The sequence below is a fragment of the Sphingobium lactosutens genome, assembly GCF_013393185.1.
GTDB classification, from domain to species: domain Bacteria; phylum Pseudomonadota; class Alphaproteobacteria; order Sphingomonadales; family Sphingomonadaceae; genus Sphingobium; species Sphingobium lactosutens_A.
Window position 1 is genome coordinate 48,009 of record NZ_QJQX01000012.1, and the last position, 14,112, is coordinate 62,120.

Annotated in this window: 14 protein-coding genes, 1 tRNA gene and 1 pseudogene; 9 read left to right on the plus strand and 7 right to left on the minus strand. The window is 65.0% G+C overall.

All coding sequences use genetic code 11. The features are described 5' to 3' along the window. Positions 1-49: 49 nt before the first annotated feature. Complete coding sequence (locus tag DM806_RS00360; RefSeq protein WP_179041295.1) at positions 50-739, plus strand: aspartate/glutamate racemase family protein; 690 nt, start codon at positions 50-52, stop codon at positions 737-739. Positions 740-927: 188 nt separating this feature from the next. Here DM806_RS00360 and DM806_RS00365 read toward each other — a convergent pair whose 3' ends face one another. The 4 genes from DM806_RS00365 to DM806_RS00380 form a co-directional block, all read right to left on the minus strand. Next, complete coding sequence (locus DM806_RS00365) at positions 928-2,151, minus strand: dihydroorotase (protein ID WP_179041314.1); 1,224 nt, start codon at positions 2,149-2,151, stop codon at positions 928-930. A 32-nt stretch (positions 2,152-2,183) separates the two neighbouring features. Beyond that, entirely contained in the window at positions 2,184-3,194 is a 1,011-nt protein-coding gene (locus DM806_RS00370) for an aspartate carbamoyltransferase catalytic subunit (RefSeq protein WP_256869015.1), read from the minus strand. A 117-nt stretch (positions 3,195-3,311) separates the two neighbouring features. Then, positions 3,312-4,349: a rod shape-determining protein gene (locus tag DM806_RS00375; protein WP_179041296.1), complete on the minus strand. Its 1,038-nt coding sequence runs from the start codon at positions 4,347-4,349 to the stop codon at positions 3,312-3,314. 234 nt (positions 4,350-4,583) lie between these two features. Next, a tRNA-Gln gene (locus DM806_RS00380) sits at positions 4,584-4,658 on the minus strand. A 125-nt stretch (positions 4,659-4,783) separates the two neighbouring features. On the opposite strand from DM806_RS00380, the gene DM806_RS00385 reads away from it, so the two are divergent. Further along, positions 4,784-5,290, plus strand: coding sequence for a MarR family winged helix-turn-helix transcriptional regulator (locus DM806_RS00385; RefSeq protein WP_179041315.1), 507 nt, complete (start codon positions 4,784-4,786; stop codon positions 5,288-5,290). A gap of 77 nt (positions 5,291-5,367) precedes the next feature. Then, a complete protein-coding gene (locus DM806_RS00390) occupies positions 5,368-5,682 on the plus strand; it encodes a hypothetical protein (protein WP_179041297.1) in 315 nt (104 codons plus the stop codon). A gap of 46 nt (positions 5,683-5,728) precedes the next feature. Here the strand turns inward: DM806_RS00390 and DM806_RS00395 are convergent, their stop codons facing one another. Then, positions 5,729-6,304 carry a helix-turn-helix domain-containing protein gene (locus DM806_RS00395; protein WP_256869016.1) on the minus strand — a complete coding sequence of 192 codons (576 nt, stop codon included), beginning with the start codon at positions 6,302-6,304 and terminating at the stop codon, positions 5,729-5,731. A gap of 27 nt (positions 6,305-6,331) precedes the next feature. On the opposite strand from DM806_RS00395, the gene DM806_RS00400 reads away from it, so the two are divergent. Beyond that, the gene (locus DM806_RS00400) at positions 6,332-7,279 is read left to right on the plus strand and encodes a DMT family transporter (protein WP_179041299.1); all 948 of its coding nucleotides are present in this window, start codon (positions 6,332-6,334) and stop codon (positions 7,277-7,279) included. Here DM806_RS00400 and DM806_RS00405 read toward each other — a convergent pair whose 3' ends face one another. Next, a complete protein-coding gene (locus DM806_RS00405; RefSeq protein WP_179041300.1) occupies positions 7,280-8,038 on the minus strand; it encodes an enoyl-CoA hydratase-related protein in 759 nt (252 codons plus the stop codon). 113 nt (positions 8,039-8,151) lie between these two features. Between DM806_RS00405 and DM806_RS00410 the strand changes: the two genes are divergently transcribed. The 4 genes from DM806_RS00410 (at position 8,152) to DM806_RS00425 (ending at position 12,523) form a co-directional block, all read left to right on the plus strand. Next, the gene (locus tag DM806_RS00410; protein WP_179041301.1) at positions 8,152-9,135 is read left to right on the plus strand and encodes a bile acid:sodium symporter family protein; all 984 of its coding nucleotides are present in this window, start codon (positions 8,152-8,154) and stop codon (positions 9,133-9,135) included. 4 nt (positions 9,136-9,139) lie between these two features. Further along, positions 9,140-9,655 (plus strand): phosphoribosyltransferase, encoded by a 516-nt coding sequence (locus DM806_RS00415; RefSeq protein WP_179041302.1) that lies wholly within the window; start codon positions 9,140-9,142, stop codon positions 9,653-9,655. A gap of 77 nt (positions 9,656-9,732) precedes the next feature. Beyond that, a complete protein-coding gene (locus DM806_RS00420; protein WP_179041303.1) occupies positions 9,733-10,920 on the plus strand; it encodes an aromatic ring-hydroxylating oxygenase subunit alpha in 1,188 nt (395 codons plus the stop codon). Between the two features lies 1 nt (position 10,921). Next, a complete protein-coding gene (locus tag DM806_RS00425; protein ID WP_179041304.1) occupies positions 10,922-12,523 on the plus strand; it encodes a phytoene desaturase family protein in 1,602 nt (533 codons plus the stop codon). 93 nt (positions 12,524-12,616) lie between these two features. Here the strand turns inward: DM806_RS00425 and DM806_RS00430 are convergent, their stop codons facing one another. After that, positions 12,617-13,036 (minus strand): DUF2147 domain-containing protein, encoded by a 420-nt coding sequence (locus tag DM806_RS00430; RefSeq protein WP_179041305.1) that lies wholly within the window; start codon positions 13,034-13,036, stop codon positions 12,617-12,619. Between the two features lie 302 nt (positions 13,037-13,338). Here DM806_RS00430 and DM806_RS00435 point away from each other — a divergent pair. Then, positions 13,339-14,099 (plus strand): annotated as a pseudogene (locus DM806_RS00435) (IS5 family transposase). The last annotated feature ends 13 nt before the right edge of the window (positions 14,100-14,112 follow it).

Sequence of the window (14,112 nt, forward strand, 5' to 3'; positions counted from 1 at the left end):
GTTCTCGACTGCGCTTGAACCGAACGGTTTTTTGTATCCAGGGGTCATGATGCGTAAACTTGGTCTGATTGGTGGTCTCAGCTGGACGTCCACCGCCCGCTATTATGAGATCATCAACAAGGCCGTGCATCGCGCGCTGGGCGGGCAGCATAGCGCGCCGCTGTTGATCGACAGCCTCGACTTCGCCTCCGTCGCAGGGTGCCGGACCGAATCGGACTGGGACGCCGCGGCGGGCCAGCTGATCGTGTCGGCGCGGCGGCTGGAGCAGGGCGGCGCGGAAAGCCTGCTGATCTGCGCCAATTCCATGCACCGCGTCTATGATCAGGTGCAGGCGGAAGTCGGTATTCCGATCATCCATATCGCCGAAGTGGTGGGCGACAGAATGCTGGCCGACGGCGTCGAGAAGGCAGCGCTGATCGGCACCCGCAACGTCATGACCGAGAAATTCTACCGCCAGCGACTGGTGTCGCATGGCGTGTCGTTGCTGCCCGCCGACATGGAGCTGGCCGAGCGGATCGATCGCATCGTCTATGACGAACTGACCGTCGGCAAGATCAGCCGCGAGAGCGAGCGCTACATGAAGTCGGAGCTGACCGACATCGCCAAGCAGGATGTGCAGGCGGCGGTGCTGGCCTGTACCGAGCTGGAGCTGATCGTCGACGTGAAGGCCAATGTGCTGCCGATCTACGACTGCACCGGCATCCACGCGAAGGCGGGCGTGGACTTCATCCTGGGGTGAGGCCGGTAGGAAATACGGCGCTTAACTTCGCACATTTCCCGCAGATTTTGAAATTTACGGTTGCATCTGGGTAATATTATTACGAGCCGAGCTGGGGCGACCGCAGCTTTTACCATCATCAGGTCAAGTAGGACAGGGCAGGGGCCGGCGAGCGATTCTGCCGGCCCTGTCCGTTATGGGAAGGTCCGTTACAGGAAGGCGCCGCCCTTCATGACCCGACGCGCGCGGCCTTGCACCGGCATCTTGTCGAACGGGGTGTTGCCTGCCGACGCCGCCATTTTGGCGGAATCGACGATCCAGGGGGTATCGGGATCCACGAAGATCAGATCGGCCGCGCTGCCGACGGCAAAGCTGCCCGCGTTGATGCCCAATATCCGCGCCGGATTGGCGGACAGCAAAGTCATCAGCCGATTGATCGTCAACTGACCTTCGCGCACCAGATTGAGCGACAGCGCCAGCAGCGTTTCCGCGCCCGCCATGCCGGGCGAGGCATCGGCGAAGGGGAGCCGCTTGTCCTCCGGCCCGCGCGGGTCGTGGCTGGAGGTGATAACGTCCACCGTGCCGTCGGCGACGGCGGCGAGGCTTGCCTGCCGGTCGTTTTCCGACCGGAGCGGCGGCGAGAGGCGGGCGAAGGTGCGGAAGTCGGTTGCGGCCTGATCGTTCAGGAACAGATAGGCCGGGCTGATGCCGCAGGTCACTTTCAGTCCCTCGGTCTTGGCGGCGCGGATCAGGTCGAAGCCGGCCTTCGTCGTGACCAGCCGGAAATGGATCGACGCGCCGGTTTCGCGCACCAACATGATGTCGCGCGCGATCGCCATCGCCTCCGTGCAGGCCGGGGCGTGGGGCAGGCCGAGCCGCGTCGCCGTCTCGCCGCTGGTCGCGACCGCCTTTGCCGTCAGCCCGCCATCCTCGGCATGGGCGATCAGGGTGAGGCCGAGGCCGCTGGCATAGGAGAGAACGCGCAACATCACGCCCGAATCGGCGATCCACTGGCGACCGGTGCCGACCGCCTTGGCCCCCGCCGCCTGCATCAGGCCCATTTCCGCCATTTCCGCGCCCTTCAGGCCGCGCGTGGCGGCGGCGATCGGATGGATCCAGAAATCGGGCTTGCCTGCGCGGGTCGCTTCCCGGATCAGGCCGACTTCATCGAGCGGCGCGCGCTGGTCGGGCATCAGCGCGGCGCGCGTGATGCCGCCGAAATGAAAGGCCGGCTTGTCGGTGGCGAAGACCCCCAGGTCGATCAGGCCCGGCGCGACCACCAGACCCTGCGCATCGACCTGCTGGGCATCCGACGGGATGTCGATTTGTCCGGTGGCGATGATTCGATCGTCCTCGATCAGCACAGTGCCGGGGGAAAGGCTATCCGCTGCGGGATCGGCGAGCTTGCCGTTGATGATTGCAATGCGGCTCATGCCCAGCCCCATTTCCTTGTTTGCCGGGATGTTCAAGCCCATCCCTCCACACCACGCGCGCCGCGCGTCAGCACATCCAGGCACGCCATGCGCACCGCCACGCCCATCGCCACCTGTTCGGTGATGGCCGATCGGTCGGGATGATCGGCGACGGTGCTGGTGATTTCCACGCCCCGGTTCATCGGGCCGGGATGCATCACCAGCGCGTCGGGCTTGGCGATCGCCAGTCGTTCCGGCGTCAGGCCGTAGAGCGCATGATATTCGCGCGGGGAGGGGATGAACGCCCCGTCCATCCGTTCATTCTGGAGCCGCAGCATCATCACCACGTCAGCGCCATCCAGCCCTTCGTCCATGCGGGTAAAGGGGATTGCGCCCAGCATCTCGACCTCCGGCGGCAGCAGGGTCGGCGGTGCAACCGCGCGGACCTGAGCGCCCAGTGCGGCGAGGCAGAGCATGTTGGAGCGCGCGACGCGGCTGTGCAGCACGTCGCCGCAGATCGCCACGATCAGCCCCTCAAAGCCGCCCTTGCGGCGGCGGATGGTGAGCGCGTCGAGCAGCGCCTGCGTCGGATGCTGGTGCCAGCCGTCGCCCGCGTTGAGGACCGGGCAGTCGACCTTGTCCGCGATCAGCGCGACCGCGCCCGAACTGGCATGGCGGATGACGATCACGTCGGCGGCCATGGCGTTCAGCGTCATGGCGGTGTCGATCAGCGTTTCGCCCTTCTTCACGCTGGACTGGCCGGCGTGCATGTTGACGACGTCGGCGCCCAGCCGCTTGCCGGCGATCTCGAACGACAGCAGCGTGCGGGTGCTGTTCTCGAAAAAGGCGTTGATCTGGGTCATACCCGCCAGCCGGCCGTCATGCTTGCGCGCCTGGCCCTTATTGGCCTGCGCCCAATGTTCGGCTTCGTCCAGCAGGAAGCGGATTTCCCAAGGCTTGAGATCGGCGATCGACAGCAGATGCCGATGGGGGAACAGCGCTCGCCCCGTCAATTCAGGCCCAGAAGACTGGGGGAGCGCGTCGGGAATGAAAATGTCGGGCATGAGCCGACCCTCTAGAGCGATTCCTGGCGCGATGGAACATCTGACGATCCGGAAATCGCGATAAAAAGCGAGAAACCAGACATTGGCGGTGATGTTGGCTAAGGGAGGCCCGCCCGGTCAAAGGCTGGTGAGAATGTTTTCATAGACCGGTTGCTCTAGCGCCATGCCGGCGCCGTTCGCCACGCAGATGAGGGGCGTGTCCGCGATCCTGACCGGCAATCCCGTGGCATCCACCAGTGCTTCGTCCAGCCTGTGGAGGAGGGCGCCTCCGCCCGACAGCGTAATACCTTCCTCGATGATGTCGGCGGACAGTTCGGGCGGGGTCTGCTCCAGCGCGGCCCGAACGGCAGCCGTGATCTGACTCACAGGCTCCGCGAGGGCGCCTGCAATTTCCGCTTCCGTTATGGATATTTCGGCGGGCCGTCCGTTCACGAGGTCGCGACCCTTCACGATGATCCGCTGTCCCTCCCCGGATGGTGGGGTCGCCGCGCCGATCTGGAACTTGACCCTTTCGGACGTCGCTTCGCCGATCAGCAGATTGTGGGCGCGGCGGATATAGGATGCGATGGCATCGTCCATCCGGTCTCCGCCGATCCGCGCCGATCCGCTATAGGCGATGCCGCTCAGCGACAGCACGGCGACTTCGGTCGTTCCGCCGCCAATGTCGACAATCATGGCGCCCCTGGGCTGCGTCACCGGGAGACCTGCTCCGATCGCTGCGGCAAGCGGTTCCTCGATCAGTCGCACGCTCGATGCCCCCGCATTGGACGCCGCATCGCGAAGGGCGCGCCGTTCTACCATCGTGGCGCCCGATGGCACGCAGATGACGATGGCGTGCCGCCGGCCATAGCGGCCGCCACTGAGCGCCTTGCCCACGAAGTGCCGGATCATCTGTTCGGCAATGTCGAGATCGGCAATTACGCCGTCGCGCAGGGGGCGGATCGCCTCGATTCCGGATGGCGTCTTGCCCATCATCAGCTTGGCTTCGTTGCCGACCACCTTGACACGGCGAACGCCTTGCCGCGTTTCCAGCGCCACCACCGACGGCTCATTGAGCACTACGCCACGATCGCGGACATAGATGACCGTGTTGACCGTACCCAGGTCGATAGCCATGTCGCCGGCGGTGGAAGACAGAAAACGGGGAAGTTTCATAGAGGCGGGGAACTCGTCCTTGGCAAAGCCGCGCCCTGCATGGCCGGGGACCGCAGAAGAAGGATGCTGCGACAGAGCGGCCCGCTGATCGGACAGGACGCACAGGCCGTCAAGCGCCGCAAAAGCCCGAATCGGGCTTTTGGATGCGATCTCGAGGTTGCGGCACAGAAAATCGGAAGGCGCCCGCGCTAAAGCCGGTCGGGCTGAAAATGACCGGATCCAGAGGATTCGATCTGGCTGGGGCGGCAGGATTCGAACCTGCGCATGGCGGTACCAAAAACCGCTGCCTTACCGCTTGGCTACGCCCCAGCAGAGCCGACTGATCGCCGACGCGGACCGCCATATAACGTGTGATTGGCGAAAGGAAAGCCTAGTCATGATAGTTTGATGACGCCAATATGCACCTCGCCCTTTTGTCGGATCGCACACCCTTCATGTCGTTGCCTAACGCACCCACCGCCCAGATTTCTTCCGCATCGCCGCTCTTCCTGCGTGAGGACGAGATCAGGCGCGGGATCGAGATGCTCTATTTCGGCTATTCGGCGCTCACCCGGTCGATCGACGAGGGGCTTGCGGCGCAGGGGCTGGGCCGTGCGCATCATCGGGCGCTCTATTTCATCTCGCGCCAGCCCGATCTGACGGTGAAGGATCTGTTGCGGCTGCTCGCGATCACCAAACAGTCGCTGGGGCGGGTGCTCAACGATCTGGTCGAGCGCGGCTATATCGAGACCCGGACCGGGGCCAGCGACCGGCGACAGAAATTGCTGCGGCTTAGTCCGGCGGGCAAGGCGCTGGAGGCGGACTTGTTCCGGGCGCTGCGTGAGAAGATGGCGGCCGCCTATGGGCAGGCGGGACAGGGGTCGGTCACGGGTTTCTGGCGCGTGCTGGAAGGGTTGATCCCCGAAGGCGACCGGTCGATGGTGTTCGGCCTGCGCGGCTGAAAAGGTTGAGGTTGCGAAACCTTCTGCGGTCTTCAGCGCTTATCAGGCTCCATTCACTGGCAAGAGGAGCCATATCCATGCGTAACACCCTTCTCGCCGGGCTGACCGTCCTGGCCGCGGCCAGCCTGTCGGCCTGCTCGGAAAAGGCGCAGGACAATCTGGAAAATGCGGGGTCGGCGATCGGCAACGATGTGTCCAACGCGGTCGACGATGCCGGCGCGAAGATCGACAATGGCCTGAACGAAACGGGTCAGGCGATCGACAATGGCGCGGACAGGATCGGTGCAGCGACCGACAAGGCGGCGGCCGATGCCAAGCGCGACGCGGGCGAGGCGAAGAAGGATGTCGGCGAATCGCTCGAAAAGGCCGGCCATGACATGAAGCATGATTGAGCTGATATGACGCTCGCCGTTCGCTCCGGGCGGAGCGGACGGCTTCTCAGAACACCACGTTGCGAATGAAGCGGACCGGTGTAGCCCCGTGATTCGTGAACAGATAGGGGCGATCGCTGGTGAAGATCAGGAAATCGCCCGCCGCGACCCGCCTGGATTCCGCGCCTTCGACCGTCACGGTCAGCGCGCCTTCCACCACATAGAGCATTTCGTGCCAGTTGGCGGCATCGGCTTCAGCCGGATAGGTTTCGCCTGCGCCCAGCGACCAGGTCCATAGTTCGGCTTCGCGCGCCGCCGGCACGGTGCCGAGCAGGGTGGCGCGGCTGTCCGGGCTGTCGCCGCGCCAGGCGAGGCTGTCGATGCGGCTGTTGTCGGGCATTTCCGGCGGGCGGACGAGGCGCGAGAAGCTGACCCCAAGCGCATGGGCGAGCCGGTCGAGCGTCGACAGGCTGACATTGGCTTCCCCGCTTTCGATGCCGGAAATCATGCGCCGGCTGACCGCGGCCTGCGCCGCGAGCGCATCCTGACTGAAGCCGCGATCGACACGCAGCGCGCGGACATTGCCGGCGACATGGGCGAGGACATCGGGGCGATCCTGCGTGTCGCTGTCTTGACTGTGCAATATATTGCTCATAGGGCAATGTGCATTATGTTGCACAATGACGCTCCCGACAAGCCCACCCAAAGCCGACTGATGATCGGGCGCCCCGAACTGGCGCTGATGGGCGCGACCATATTGTGGGGCGCGAGCTTCCTGATCGTCCATAATGCGGTGAAGGAAACGGGACCGTTCTTCTTCGTCGGGCTGCGTTTCAGCACGGCGGCGCTGATCGCGTTGCCGCTGGCGCTGCCGGTGCTGCGCGGGCTGACGGCGCGGGAACTGTTGGCGGGGCTGATGATCGGCATCGGCATCTTCGCGGGCTATTCGCTCCAGACCTGGGGTTTGCAGACGATCAGCAGCAGCACGTCCGCTTTCATCACCGCCGCCTATGTGCCGCTGGTGCCGATCCTGCAATGGATCATCCTGCGGCGGCGGCCACGGCTGGCGAGCTGGATCGGGGTGGCGCTGGCCTTTGTCGGCCTGCTGCTGATCGCCGCGCCCAGGGACGGGCTGGCGCTGGGGCAGGGCGAGGCGCTGACGCTGATCAGCACTTTGGCGATCGCGCTGGAGATCATCTTCATCAGCCTCTGGGCGGGCAGGGTGAATGTCGCGCGGGTGACGCTGGTGCAGCTGGCGGTGACGGCGCTGCTGGCCTTCGCCTGCATGGGACCGGCGGGGGAAAGCGTGCCGCCCTTTTCCTGGACCGTGGTGATCAGCGCCTGCGGCCTGGGGGCGATGACGGCGGTGATCCAGTTCGTGATGAACTGGGCGCAGCGCACCGTGTCGCCGACGCGGGCGACGCTGATCTATGCGGGCGAGCCGGTCTGGGCCGGGATCATCGGCCGGATCGCGGGCGAGCGGATGCCCGCCACTGCGCTGCTGGGTGGGCTGCTGGTGGTCGCGGCGGTGATCGTCAGCGAGATCAATTTCGAGCGGCGGCGCAAGTCGGCGGATGCGAAGGAGGTCCGCGATCCGCAGGCGAGCGCGGTTTCCTGATCAGCCCCGCTTGAACACCGGCGGGTGCTTCTCGAAGAAGGCGGCGAAGGCCTCCTGCGCTTCGGGCGAGGCGAGGGTTTCGCGGAAGAGGCGGGCTTCCTCCTCGATCCGGGCGTTGAGCAGGGTGGTATCGCCTTTCATCAGGCGGCGGGTCGCGGCGAGCGCCTGGGGCGGCTTGACCATCAGGGCGGCGGCCTTGGCGCGGGCGTGATCGATCAGGCCGTCGATCGGCACGATGGCGGTGACGAGGCCGGCGCGATCGGCGCTTGCAGCGTCCATCGGTTCGCCCAGCAGCAACAGCGCCGCGGCCTTGGCATGGCCCATAATCGCGGGCGCGAGCAGGCTGGAGCCGGCTTCCGGCACGATGCCGAGATTGACGAAGGGCATGACGAAGCGCGCGTCGGGCGCGGCATAGACGAGGTCGCAGTGGAACAGCATGGTCGTGCCGACGCCGACCGCCAGCCCCTGCACCGCCGCCACGATCGGTTTGTCGAAGGTGGCGATCGCGCGGATGAAGTCGAACGCGGCGGCGCCGCCCTCCGGCCCGGCCATGAAGTCCTTCAGGTCATTGCCCGCGCAGAAGGCGTCGCCCCGGCCCGCGATCAGCACCGCGCCGATCTCCGCCCGCGCGGACGCATCGGCCAGCGCCGCCGTCATGGCGCGATACATGTCCGCCGTCAGCGCGTTCTTCTTGTCCGGGCGATCGATATGGATTTCGATGACGCCCGCGGTTTCGATCACCGCAATATGCTCGCTCACGTCCAGCCTCTCCTGTCTATTCCAGATTGTTCCTGTCCAAGGGGAAATTGTTGGCGCAGCCTTGGCACGGCGTCTATCCCCCCTGACAACCCATCGTCCCGCCGGATATGAATATGAACCGATTGCGCCAAGCGCTTGATCCCTTCCTGCTGTTGTTGATCGCCACCGTTGCCCTAGCGTCGCTGTTGCCGGCGCGCGGGGAGGGCGCGCGGATTGCGGGCATCGTCGCCGATGCGGGCATCGTGCTGCTTTTTTTCCTGCATGGCGCGAAATTGTCGCGTGAGGCGATCTGGAGCGGGGCGAAGGCGTGGAAACTGCATCTGGCGACGCTGGCGACCACCTTCGCCGCCTTCCCGATTCTCGGCCTGATCGTGGGGCGATTCGGGTTCGTGCCTTCGGACATGCGGGCAGGGTTGCTGTTCCTGGCGCTGCTGCCCTCGACCGTGCAATCCTCCATCGCCTTTACTGCGATTGCGCGCGGTAATGTCGCGGCGGCGGTGGTCAGTGCGTCCTTTTCCAACCTGCTGGGCATTTTCCTGACGCCGCTGCTGGTCGCGCTGCTGATGCAGAAAGGCGGGAGCGGCAGCCTTGTCTCCCTGTCCTCGGCAGAGGGGATCGTGCTGCAATTGCTTTTGCCCTTCGTCGTCGGCCATTTGATGCGGCCGTGGATCGGTGGCTTCATCGGCCGGCACAAGGCGATGATCGGGCGGGTCGACCGGGGATCGATCCTGCTGGTGGTCTATTCCGCCTTTTCCGCCGCCGTGGTGGAAGGACTGTGGAGCCAGGTGTCGAGCGAGGAGCTGCTGATATTGGCGGGGCTGTGCATCGGGATGCTGGTGCTGGTCCTGCTCTTCACGTTGTTGCTGGGACGGATGCTGGGACTGTCGCGCGAGGATGCGATCGTGCTGCAATTCTGCGGCTCCAAGAAGAGCCTTGCGTCGGGCGTGCCGATCGCGGGCGTGCTGTTCCCGGCGAGCGCGGTCGGGCCGATCCTGTTGCCGATCATGCTGTTCCACCAGATCCAGCTGATGGCCTGCGCCTGGCTGGCGCGGCGCTATGGCGCGCAGCCGGTCGCTGAACTGGCCCCGGCGGAGTGAAGCGATGAGCGAACCTATCCTGACTGACATCGACATGGACCGTTTCCTGGCCCAGATCGACGCGCTGGCCCATGCGGTCGCCGCGTCGGGATGGCGGCCCGACTGGCTGGTCGGCGTGGGGCGCGGCGGGCTGGCCCCGGCGACCTGGCTCAGCCATGCGATGGGGCGGCCGATGCTGTCGGTCGACATGTCGGCCAAGCTGCCGGCGTTCGGCGATGCGCTGCTGGCGGAACTGGCGAGCCGGGCGGCGGTGGGCGAGCACATTCTGATCGTCGACGACATCAACGACAGCGGCGGGACGATCAACCGGCTGCGTGACGCCATGGGTGGGGCGAGCGACGACGTGCTGCGCATTGCCGTGCTGATGGACAATATCCGCTCCGCCGCCAGCGTCGACTATCGCGCCGAAACGATCGACCGGGCCGTGACCAAGGACTGGTTCGTCTTCCCCTGGGAAAAGGTGGCGAGCCGGACGAGCATCCTGGCCGACTGGGGTGAGGAGCCTCAACGAACGGCATAGATAGACAGCGATCTGGACAACTTGATAGTCCTTGCCCGTGTGCTATTATACAAACGTTAAATATAGGGGCGAGGCGAGTGGAGCAGGGGCGATCGAACGGGGATGACCCCGATGCGGGATGGAGCCTGCCAGCCTGGACCTATGCCGATGCCGAGTTTTTCGGCGTGGAGGTGGAGCGTATATTCCGCCCCTCCTGGCAGATCGTCTGCCATGTGTCTGACATAGGCGCACCGGGCGATTTCCACACGCTCGACTATCTGGGCGAAAGCGTGGTGGTGATCCGGGGCGATGACGGCATGGTGCGCGGCTTCACCAATGTCTGCCGCCATCGCGGGGCGCGGATCGTGGACGGGACCAGCGGCTGCGCGAAGAAGCTCGTCTGCCCCTATCATGGCTGGACCTATGAGACGGGCGGGCGATTGTCGGGCGTGCCGATGAAGGCCAGCTATGGCGAAGCCTTCGCGCTGGCGGACCATGGGCTTAGCCCGGTCGAGGTGGAGACGTGGCAGGGCTTCCTGTTCGTGCGGCTGGTCGATGATGGCGGGCCGTCGGTGGCGGAGATGATGGCGCCCTATGCCGCAGAGATTGCGCCTTATCGTTTCGAGGCATTGCGCGCATTGGGGCGGGTGACGCTGCGTCCGCGCGCGGTGAACTGGAAGAATATCGGCGACAATTATTCGGACGGGCTGCATATTGCGGTGGCGCATCCGGGCCTCAAGCGGCTGATGGGCGACGGCTACGGGGTGGAGGCGTCGCGCCATGCCGACAAGATGTGGGGACCGATCCTCGACCGCCCGTCCGCCAATCTGTCGGAGCGGGCCTATCAGCATTTCCTGCCGCCGGTGCCGCACCTGCCGGCGGAGCGGCAGCGGCTGTGGACCTATTATAAGCTCTGGCCCAATTTCGCGTTCGACATCTATCCCGATCAGGTCGACTTCATGCAGTGGCTGCCGGTGTCGCCGACGCAGACCCTGATCCGCGAGATCAGCTATGCGTTGCCCGATGACCGCAGGGAAATGAAAGCGACGCGCTATCTCAACTGGCGGATCAACCGGCAGGTTAATGCCGAGGATACGGCGCTGGTCGGGCGGGTGCAGGCGGGCATGGCGTCCGCCAGTTTCACCGTAGGGCCGCTCAGCGAGCAGGAAGTGGCGCTGCGGCATTTTTGCGGACGCGTGCGGCAGGTCATTCCGCAGGCGCGGCTGCATCGTGCGCCGGCGATAGGGTGGTCGTCGGGCGGCACGGACTATCGTGGGGGGAAATGACATGACGAAATCCTATGACGCCGTCATCATCGGCGGCGGACATAACGGGCTTGTCTGCGCCTTCTATCTGGCGCGGGCGGGCTACAGCGTGCGCATCCTGGAGCGGCGCGACGTCGTGGGCGGCGCGGCGGTGACGGAGGAATTCCATCCCGGCTTCCGCAACTCGACCGCCAGCTACACGGTCAGCCTGCTCAATCCCAAGGTCATCCGCGACATGCAACTGGCCGACCATGGCTATCGCGTGATCGAGCGGCCGATCAGCAATTTCCTGCCCCAGCCCGATGGCGGCTATCTGAAGCTGGGCGGGGGGCTGGACAGGACGCAGGCGGAGTTCCGCAAATACAGCGCGCGGGATGCCGAGGCGCTGCCGGCCTATTATGACGCGCTGGAGGTAGTGGCGGATGTGCTGCGCGATCTGGTGCTGAAAAGCCCGCCCAATGTCGGCGATGGCCTGACCATGATCGTCGAGGCGCTGAAGCAGGGTCGACGGGTCGCGGGCCTGACGCTGGAGCAGCAGCGCGACGTGCTGGACCTGTTCACCAAGTCGGCGCGCAGCTTCCTCGACAGCTGGTTCGAGAGCGACGCGGTGAAGGCGGCGTTCGGCTTCGATGCGGTGGTCGGCAATTATGCCAGCCCCGATACGCCCGGCAGCGCCTATGTGCTGCTGCACCATGTGTTCGGCGAGGTGAATGGGAAGAAGGGCGCCTGGGGCCATAGCGTCGGCGGCATGGGGGCGATCACGCAGATCATGGCCAGGGTGGTCGCGGCCATGGGCGTGGAGATCAGCCTGGAGGCGCCGGTGGCTTCGGTGCTGGTCGATGGCGATCGTGCCGTCGGTGTTCGGCTGGACAGCGGCGAGGAGGTGATGGGCCGTTCGGTCATCGCCAATGTCGGGCCGAAGCTGCTCTACGAACGGCTGATGGACCCGTCCGACCTGCCCGCCGATTTTCGAAAGAGGATCAAGGCGTTCAAGGCGGGATCGGGCACGTTCCGGATGAATGTGGCGCTGTCGGCGTTGCCCGACTTCACCTGCCTGCCGGGCGTGGGCGAGCATCACCAGTCGGGCATCATCATCGCGCCGACGCTGGATTATATGGATCGGGCGTTCATGGACGCCAAGCGCGACGGCTGGTCGAGGGAGCCGATCGTCGAGATGCTGATCCCCTCGACCATCGACGACAGCCTCGCGCCGGAGGGATGCCATGTGGCCAGCCTCTTCTGCCAGCAATTCGCGCCGGAACTGCTGGACGGTCGGAGTTGGGATGACGAGCGCGAGGCGGCGGCCGACCATATCATCGCGACGGTCGAGGCCCATGCGCCGGGCTTCGCCAAATCGGTGATCGCGCGGCAGATCCATTCGCCGCTGGACCTGGAACGCAAGTTCGGCCTGATCGGCGGCGATATCATGCACGGGAACCTGACGCTGGACCAGATGTGGGCGGCCCGCCCGGTGCTGGGCCATGGCGCCTATCGCGGGCCGGTGAAGGGCCTCTACATGTGCGGCGCGGGCACGCATCCGGGCGGCGGCGTGACCGGCGCGCCGGGCCATAATGCCGCGCGCGAGGTGCTGAAGGACGGCGCGATCTGGCGGCGATGGCGGTAGGGGTGGATTGCGGCCATTAAGCCCCTCCCTGGAAGGGAGGGGTGAAAGAAGGTCCGCTTCCCGTCGCCTCCCTCCGTCCGTTTCGCGCAGTCCTTAGCGCACGGCTGTCCAGGTCTGCGTCTTGCAGAAGAAGGCGATGCAGCCCTGCACCTTCAGCGTGCCGTCGCTGTTGCGGCTGACCTTGCTGGTATAGCTTTTGCCGCTTTCCGGGTCGTAGATCGTGCCCTTCCAGATATCGCCGTCGTCCGAGAAGCCGGAGAGCAGGGCGAGGCCGACGAGCGGCTTGGAGCGGAGTGCGGGGTCGGGGTTCTTGATGTCGGTCTGCGGGCGGCCGGGCGTCGGCTTTACGATCTTTTCGATCTTGCCGCAGAGTTGCCGGCCGCACGGCGCGATGTTGACGATCGCCTTGCCATCCACGGTGGCCCAGCGGCCGGTGACGGGTTGCGCCGCCTGGGCGGGCAGGGTGGCGAAAGCCGCAGTCAGGGTTGCAATGGCGATGGCTGCCGATTTCATGCGATCCACTCCTTGTAGTTAGTGCCTGAGATAAGCCGGAAAAAAGCGGCCCGCCACCGCCATTTTCAGGCAGGGCGGGCGGATCGGCGGGCGACGCTACGGCAACGCCCGCTGCTTTTTGCAATTTTCTAGAGCAGCCGATCCGATCAAATCGGATCGGCTGCTCTAGTTATTTGTTTTACCGCGTTTTCCGAGCCAGCAGGTGATTCTACCTGCTTCGAAAACGCTCTAGGCTGTAGTGACATTTTAGGGATTCACGGCGCCGGGTCTTTGTGATTCAACAGTGGCTTTTGGAGGCTGGTGTGGAAGGCGAGGTACTTCGGGACGATCAATGGGAGCGATTGCGGGAGTTCGTTCCGGGCGGGCGCAAGGGTAAGCGTGGTCCGCGTAGCGACGGCAGGCGTTTTCTCGATGCCTTGCTGTGGCTGGCGCGCTCAGGCGGTCGTTGGCGCGATCTTCCCGAACGCTTTGGTCCCTATCAGACAGCCAAGCGGCGCTATTATCGCTGGATCGAGCAGGGTGTGATCGACCGGATATTCGCGGCGGTGTCCGATGATCCCGACATCGAATGGCTGGCGATCGATGCCACTGTCATCCGCGCTCAGGCTCAAGCGGCAGGGGCTCGGATAAAAAGGGGGGCGTTCAAGCCCAGGCTCTCGGGCGGTCGAGAGGTGGGTTCGGCACCAAAATCCACGCCGTAGTCGATGCCCTCGGTCTGCCGATCCGCTTCATTCTTGGCCCCGGACAGCAAAACGACATGGCTCCAGCCTGCGACCTGATCCGGGGCATCCCGGCAGGCAAGGTGCTGGCGGATCGCGCCTACGATGCCGACCGCCTGCATGACCTCATCTACGAGCAAGGCGGCGAGCCGGTCATCCCACCACGCCGCCACCGCAAGTACCAACACGGCTACGACCGCATCGCCTACAAACAGCGTTGGGGCATCGAAGGATTCTTCGCCAAACTCAAACAATGGCGGCGCATCGCAACACGCTACGACAAGCTCGCCCCCAACTTCCTCGGATTTGTCAAACTCGCCAGCATCATGCTCTGGCTCAAATGATTAAATCGTCACC

What these genes read in the sequence shown, in the direction of transcription:
- DM806_RS00360 (WP_179041295.1), top strand. Translation starts at nt 50, where the DNA reads ATGCGTAAACTTGGTCTGATTGGTGGTCTCAGCTGGACGTCCACCGCC.
- DM806_RS00365 (WP_179041314.1), bottom strand. Translation starts at nt 2,151, where the DNA reads ATGAGCCGCATTGCAATCATCAACGGCAAGCTCGCCGATCCCGCAGCG.
- DM806_RS00370 (WP_256869015.1), bottom strand. Translation starts at nt 3,194, where the DNA reads ATGCCCGACATTTTCATTCCCGACGCGCTCCCCCAGTCTTCTGGGCCT.
- DM806_RS00375 (WP_179041296.1), bottom strand. Translation starts at nt 4,349, where the DNA reads ATGAAACTTCCCCGTTTTCTGTCTTCCACCGCCGGCGACATGGCTATC.
- DM806_RS00385 (WP_179041315.1), top strand. Translation starts at nt 4,784, where the DNA reads ATGTCGTTGCCTAACGCACCCACCGCCCAGATTTCTTCCGCATCGCCG.
- DM806_RS00390 (WP_179041297.1), top strand. Translation starts at nt 5,368, where the DNA reads ATGCGTAACACCCTTCTCGCCGGGCTGACCGTCCTGGCCGCGGCCAGC.
- DM806_RS00400 (WP_179041299.1), top strand. Translation starts at nt 6,332, where the DNA reads ATGTTGCACAATGACGCTCCCGACAAGCCCACCCAAAGCCGACTGATG.
- DM806_RS00410 (WP_179041301.1), top strand. Translation starts at nt 8,152, where the DNA reads ATGAACCGATTGCGCCAAGCGCTTGATCCCTTCCTGCTGTTGTTGATC.
- DM806_RS00415 (WP_179041302.1), top strand. Translation starts at nt 9,140, where the DNA reads ATGAGCGAACCTATCCTGACTGACATCGACATGGACCGTTTCCTGGCC.
- DM806_RS00425 (WP_179041304.1), top strand. Translation starts at nt 10,922, where the DNA reads ATGACGAAATCCTATGACGCCGTCATCATCGGCGGCGGACATAACGGG.
- DM806_RS00430 (WP_179041305.1), bottom strand. Translation starts at nt 13,036, where the DNA reads ATGAAATCGGCAGCCATCGCCATTGCAACCCTGACTGCGGCTTTCGCC.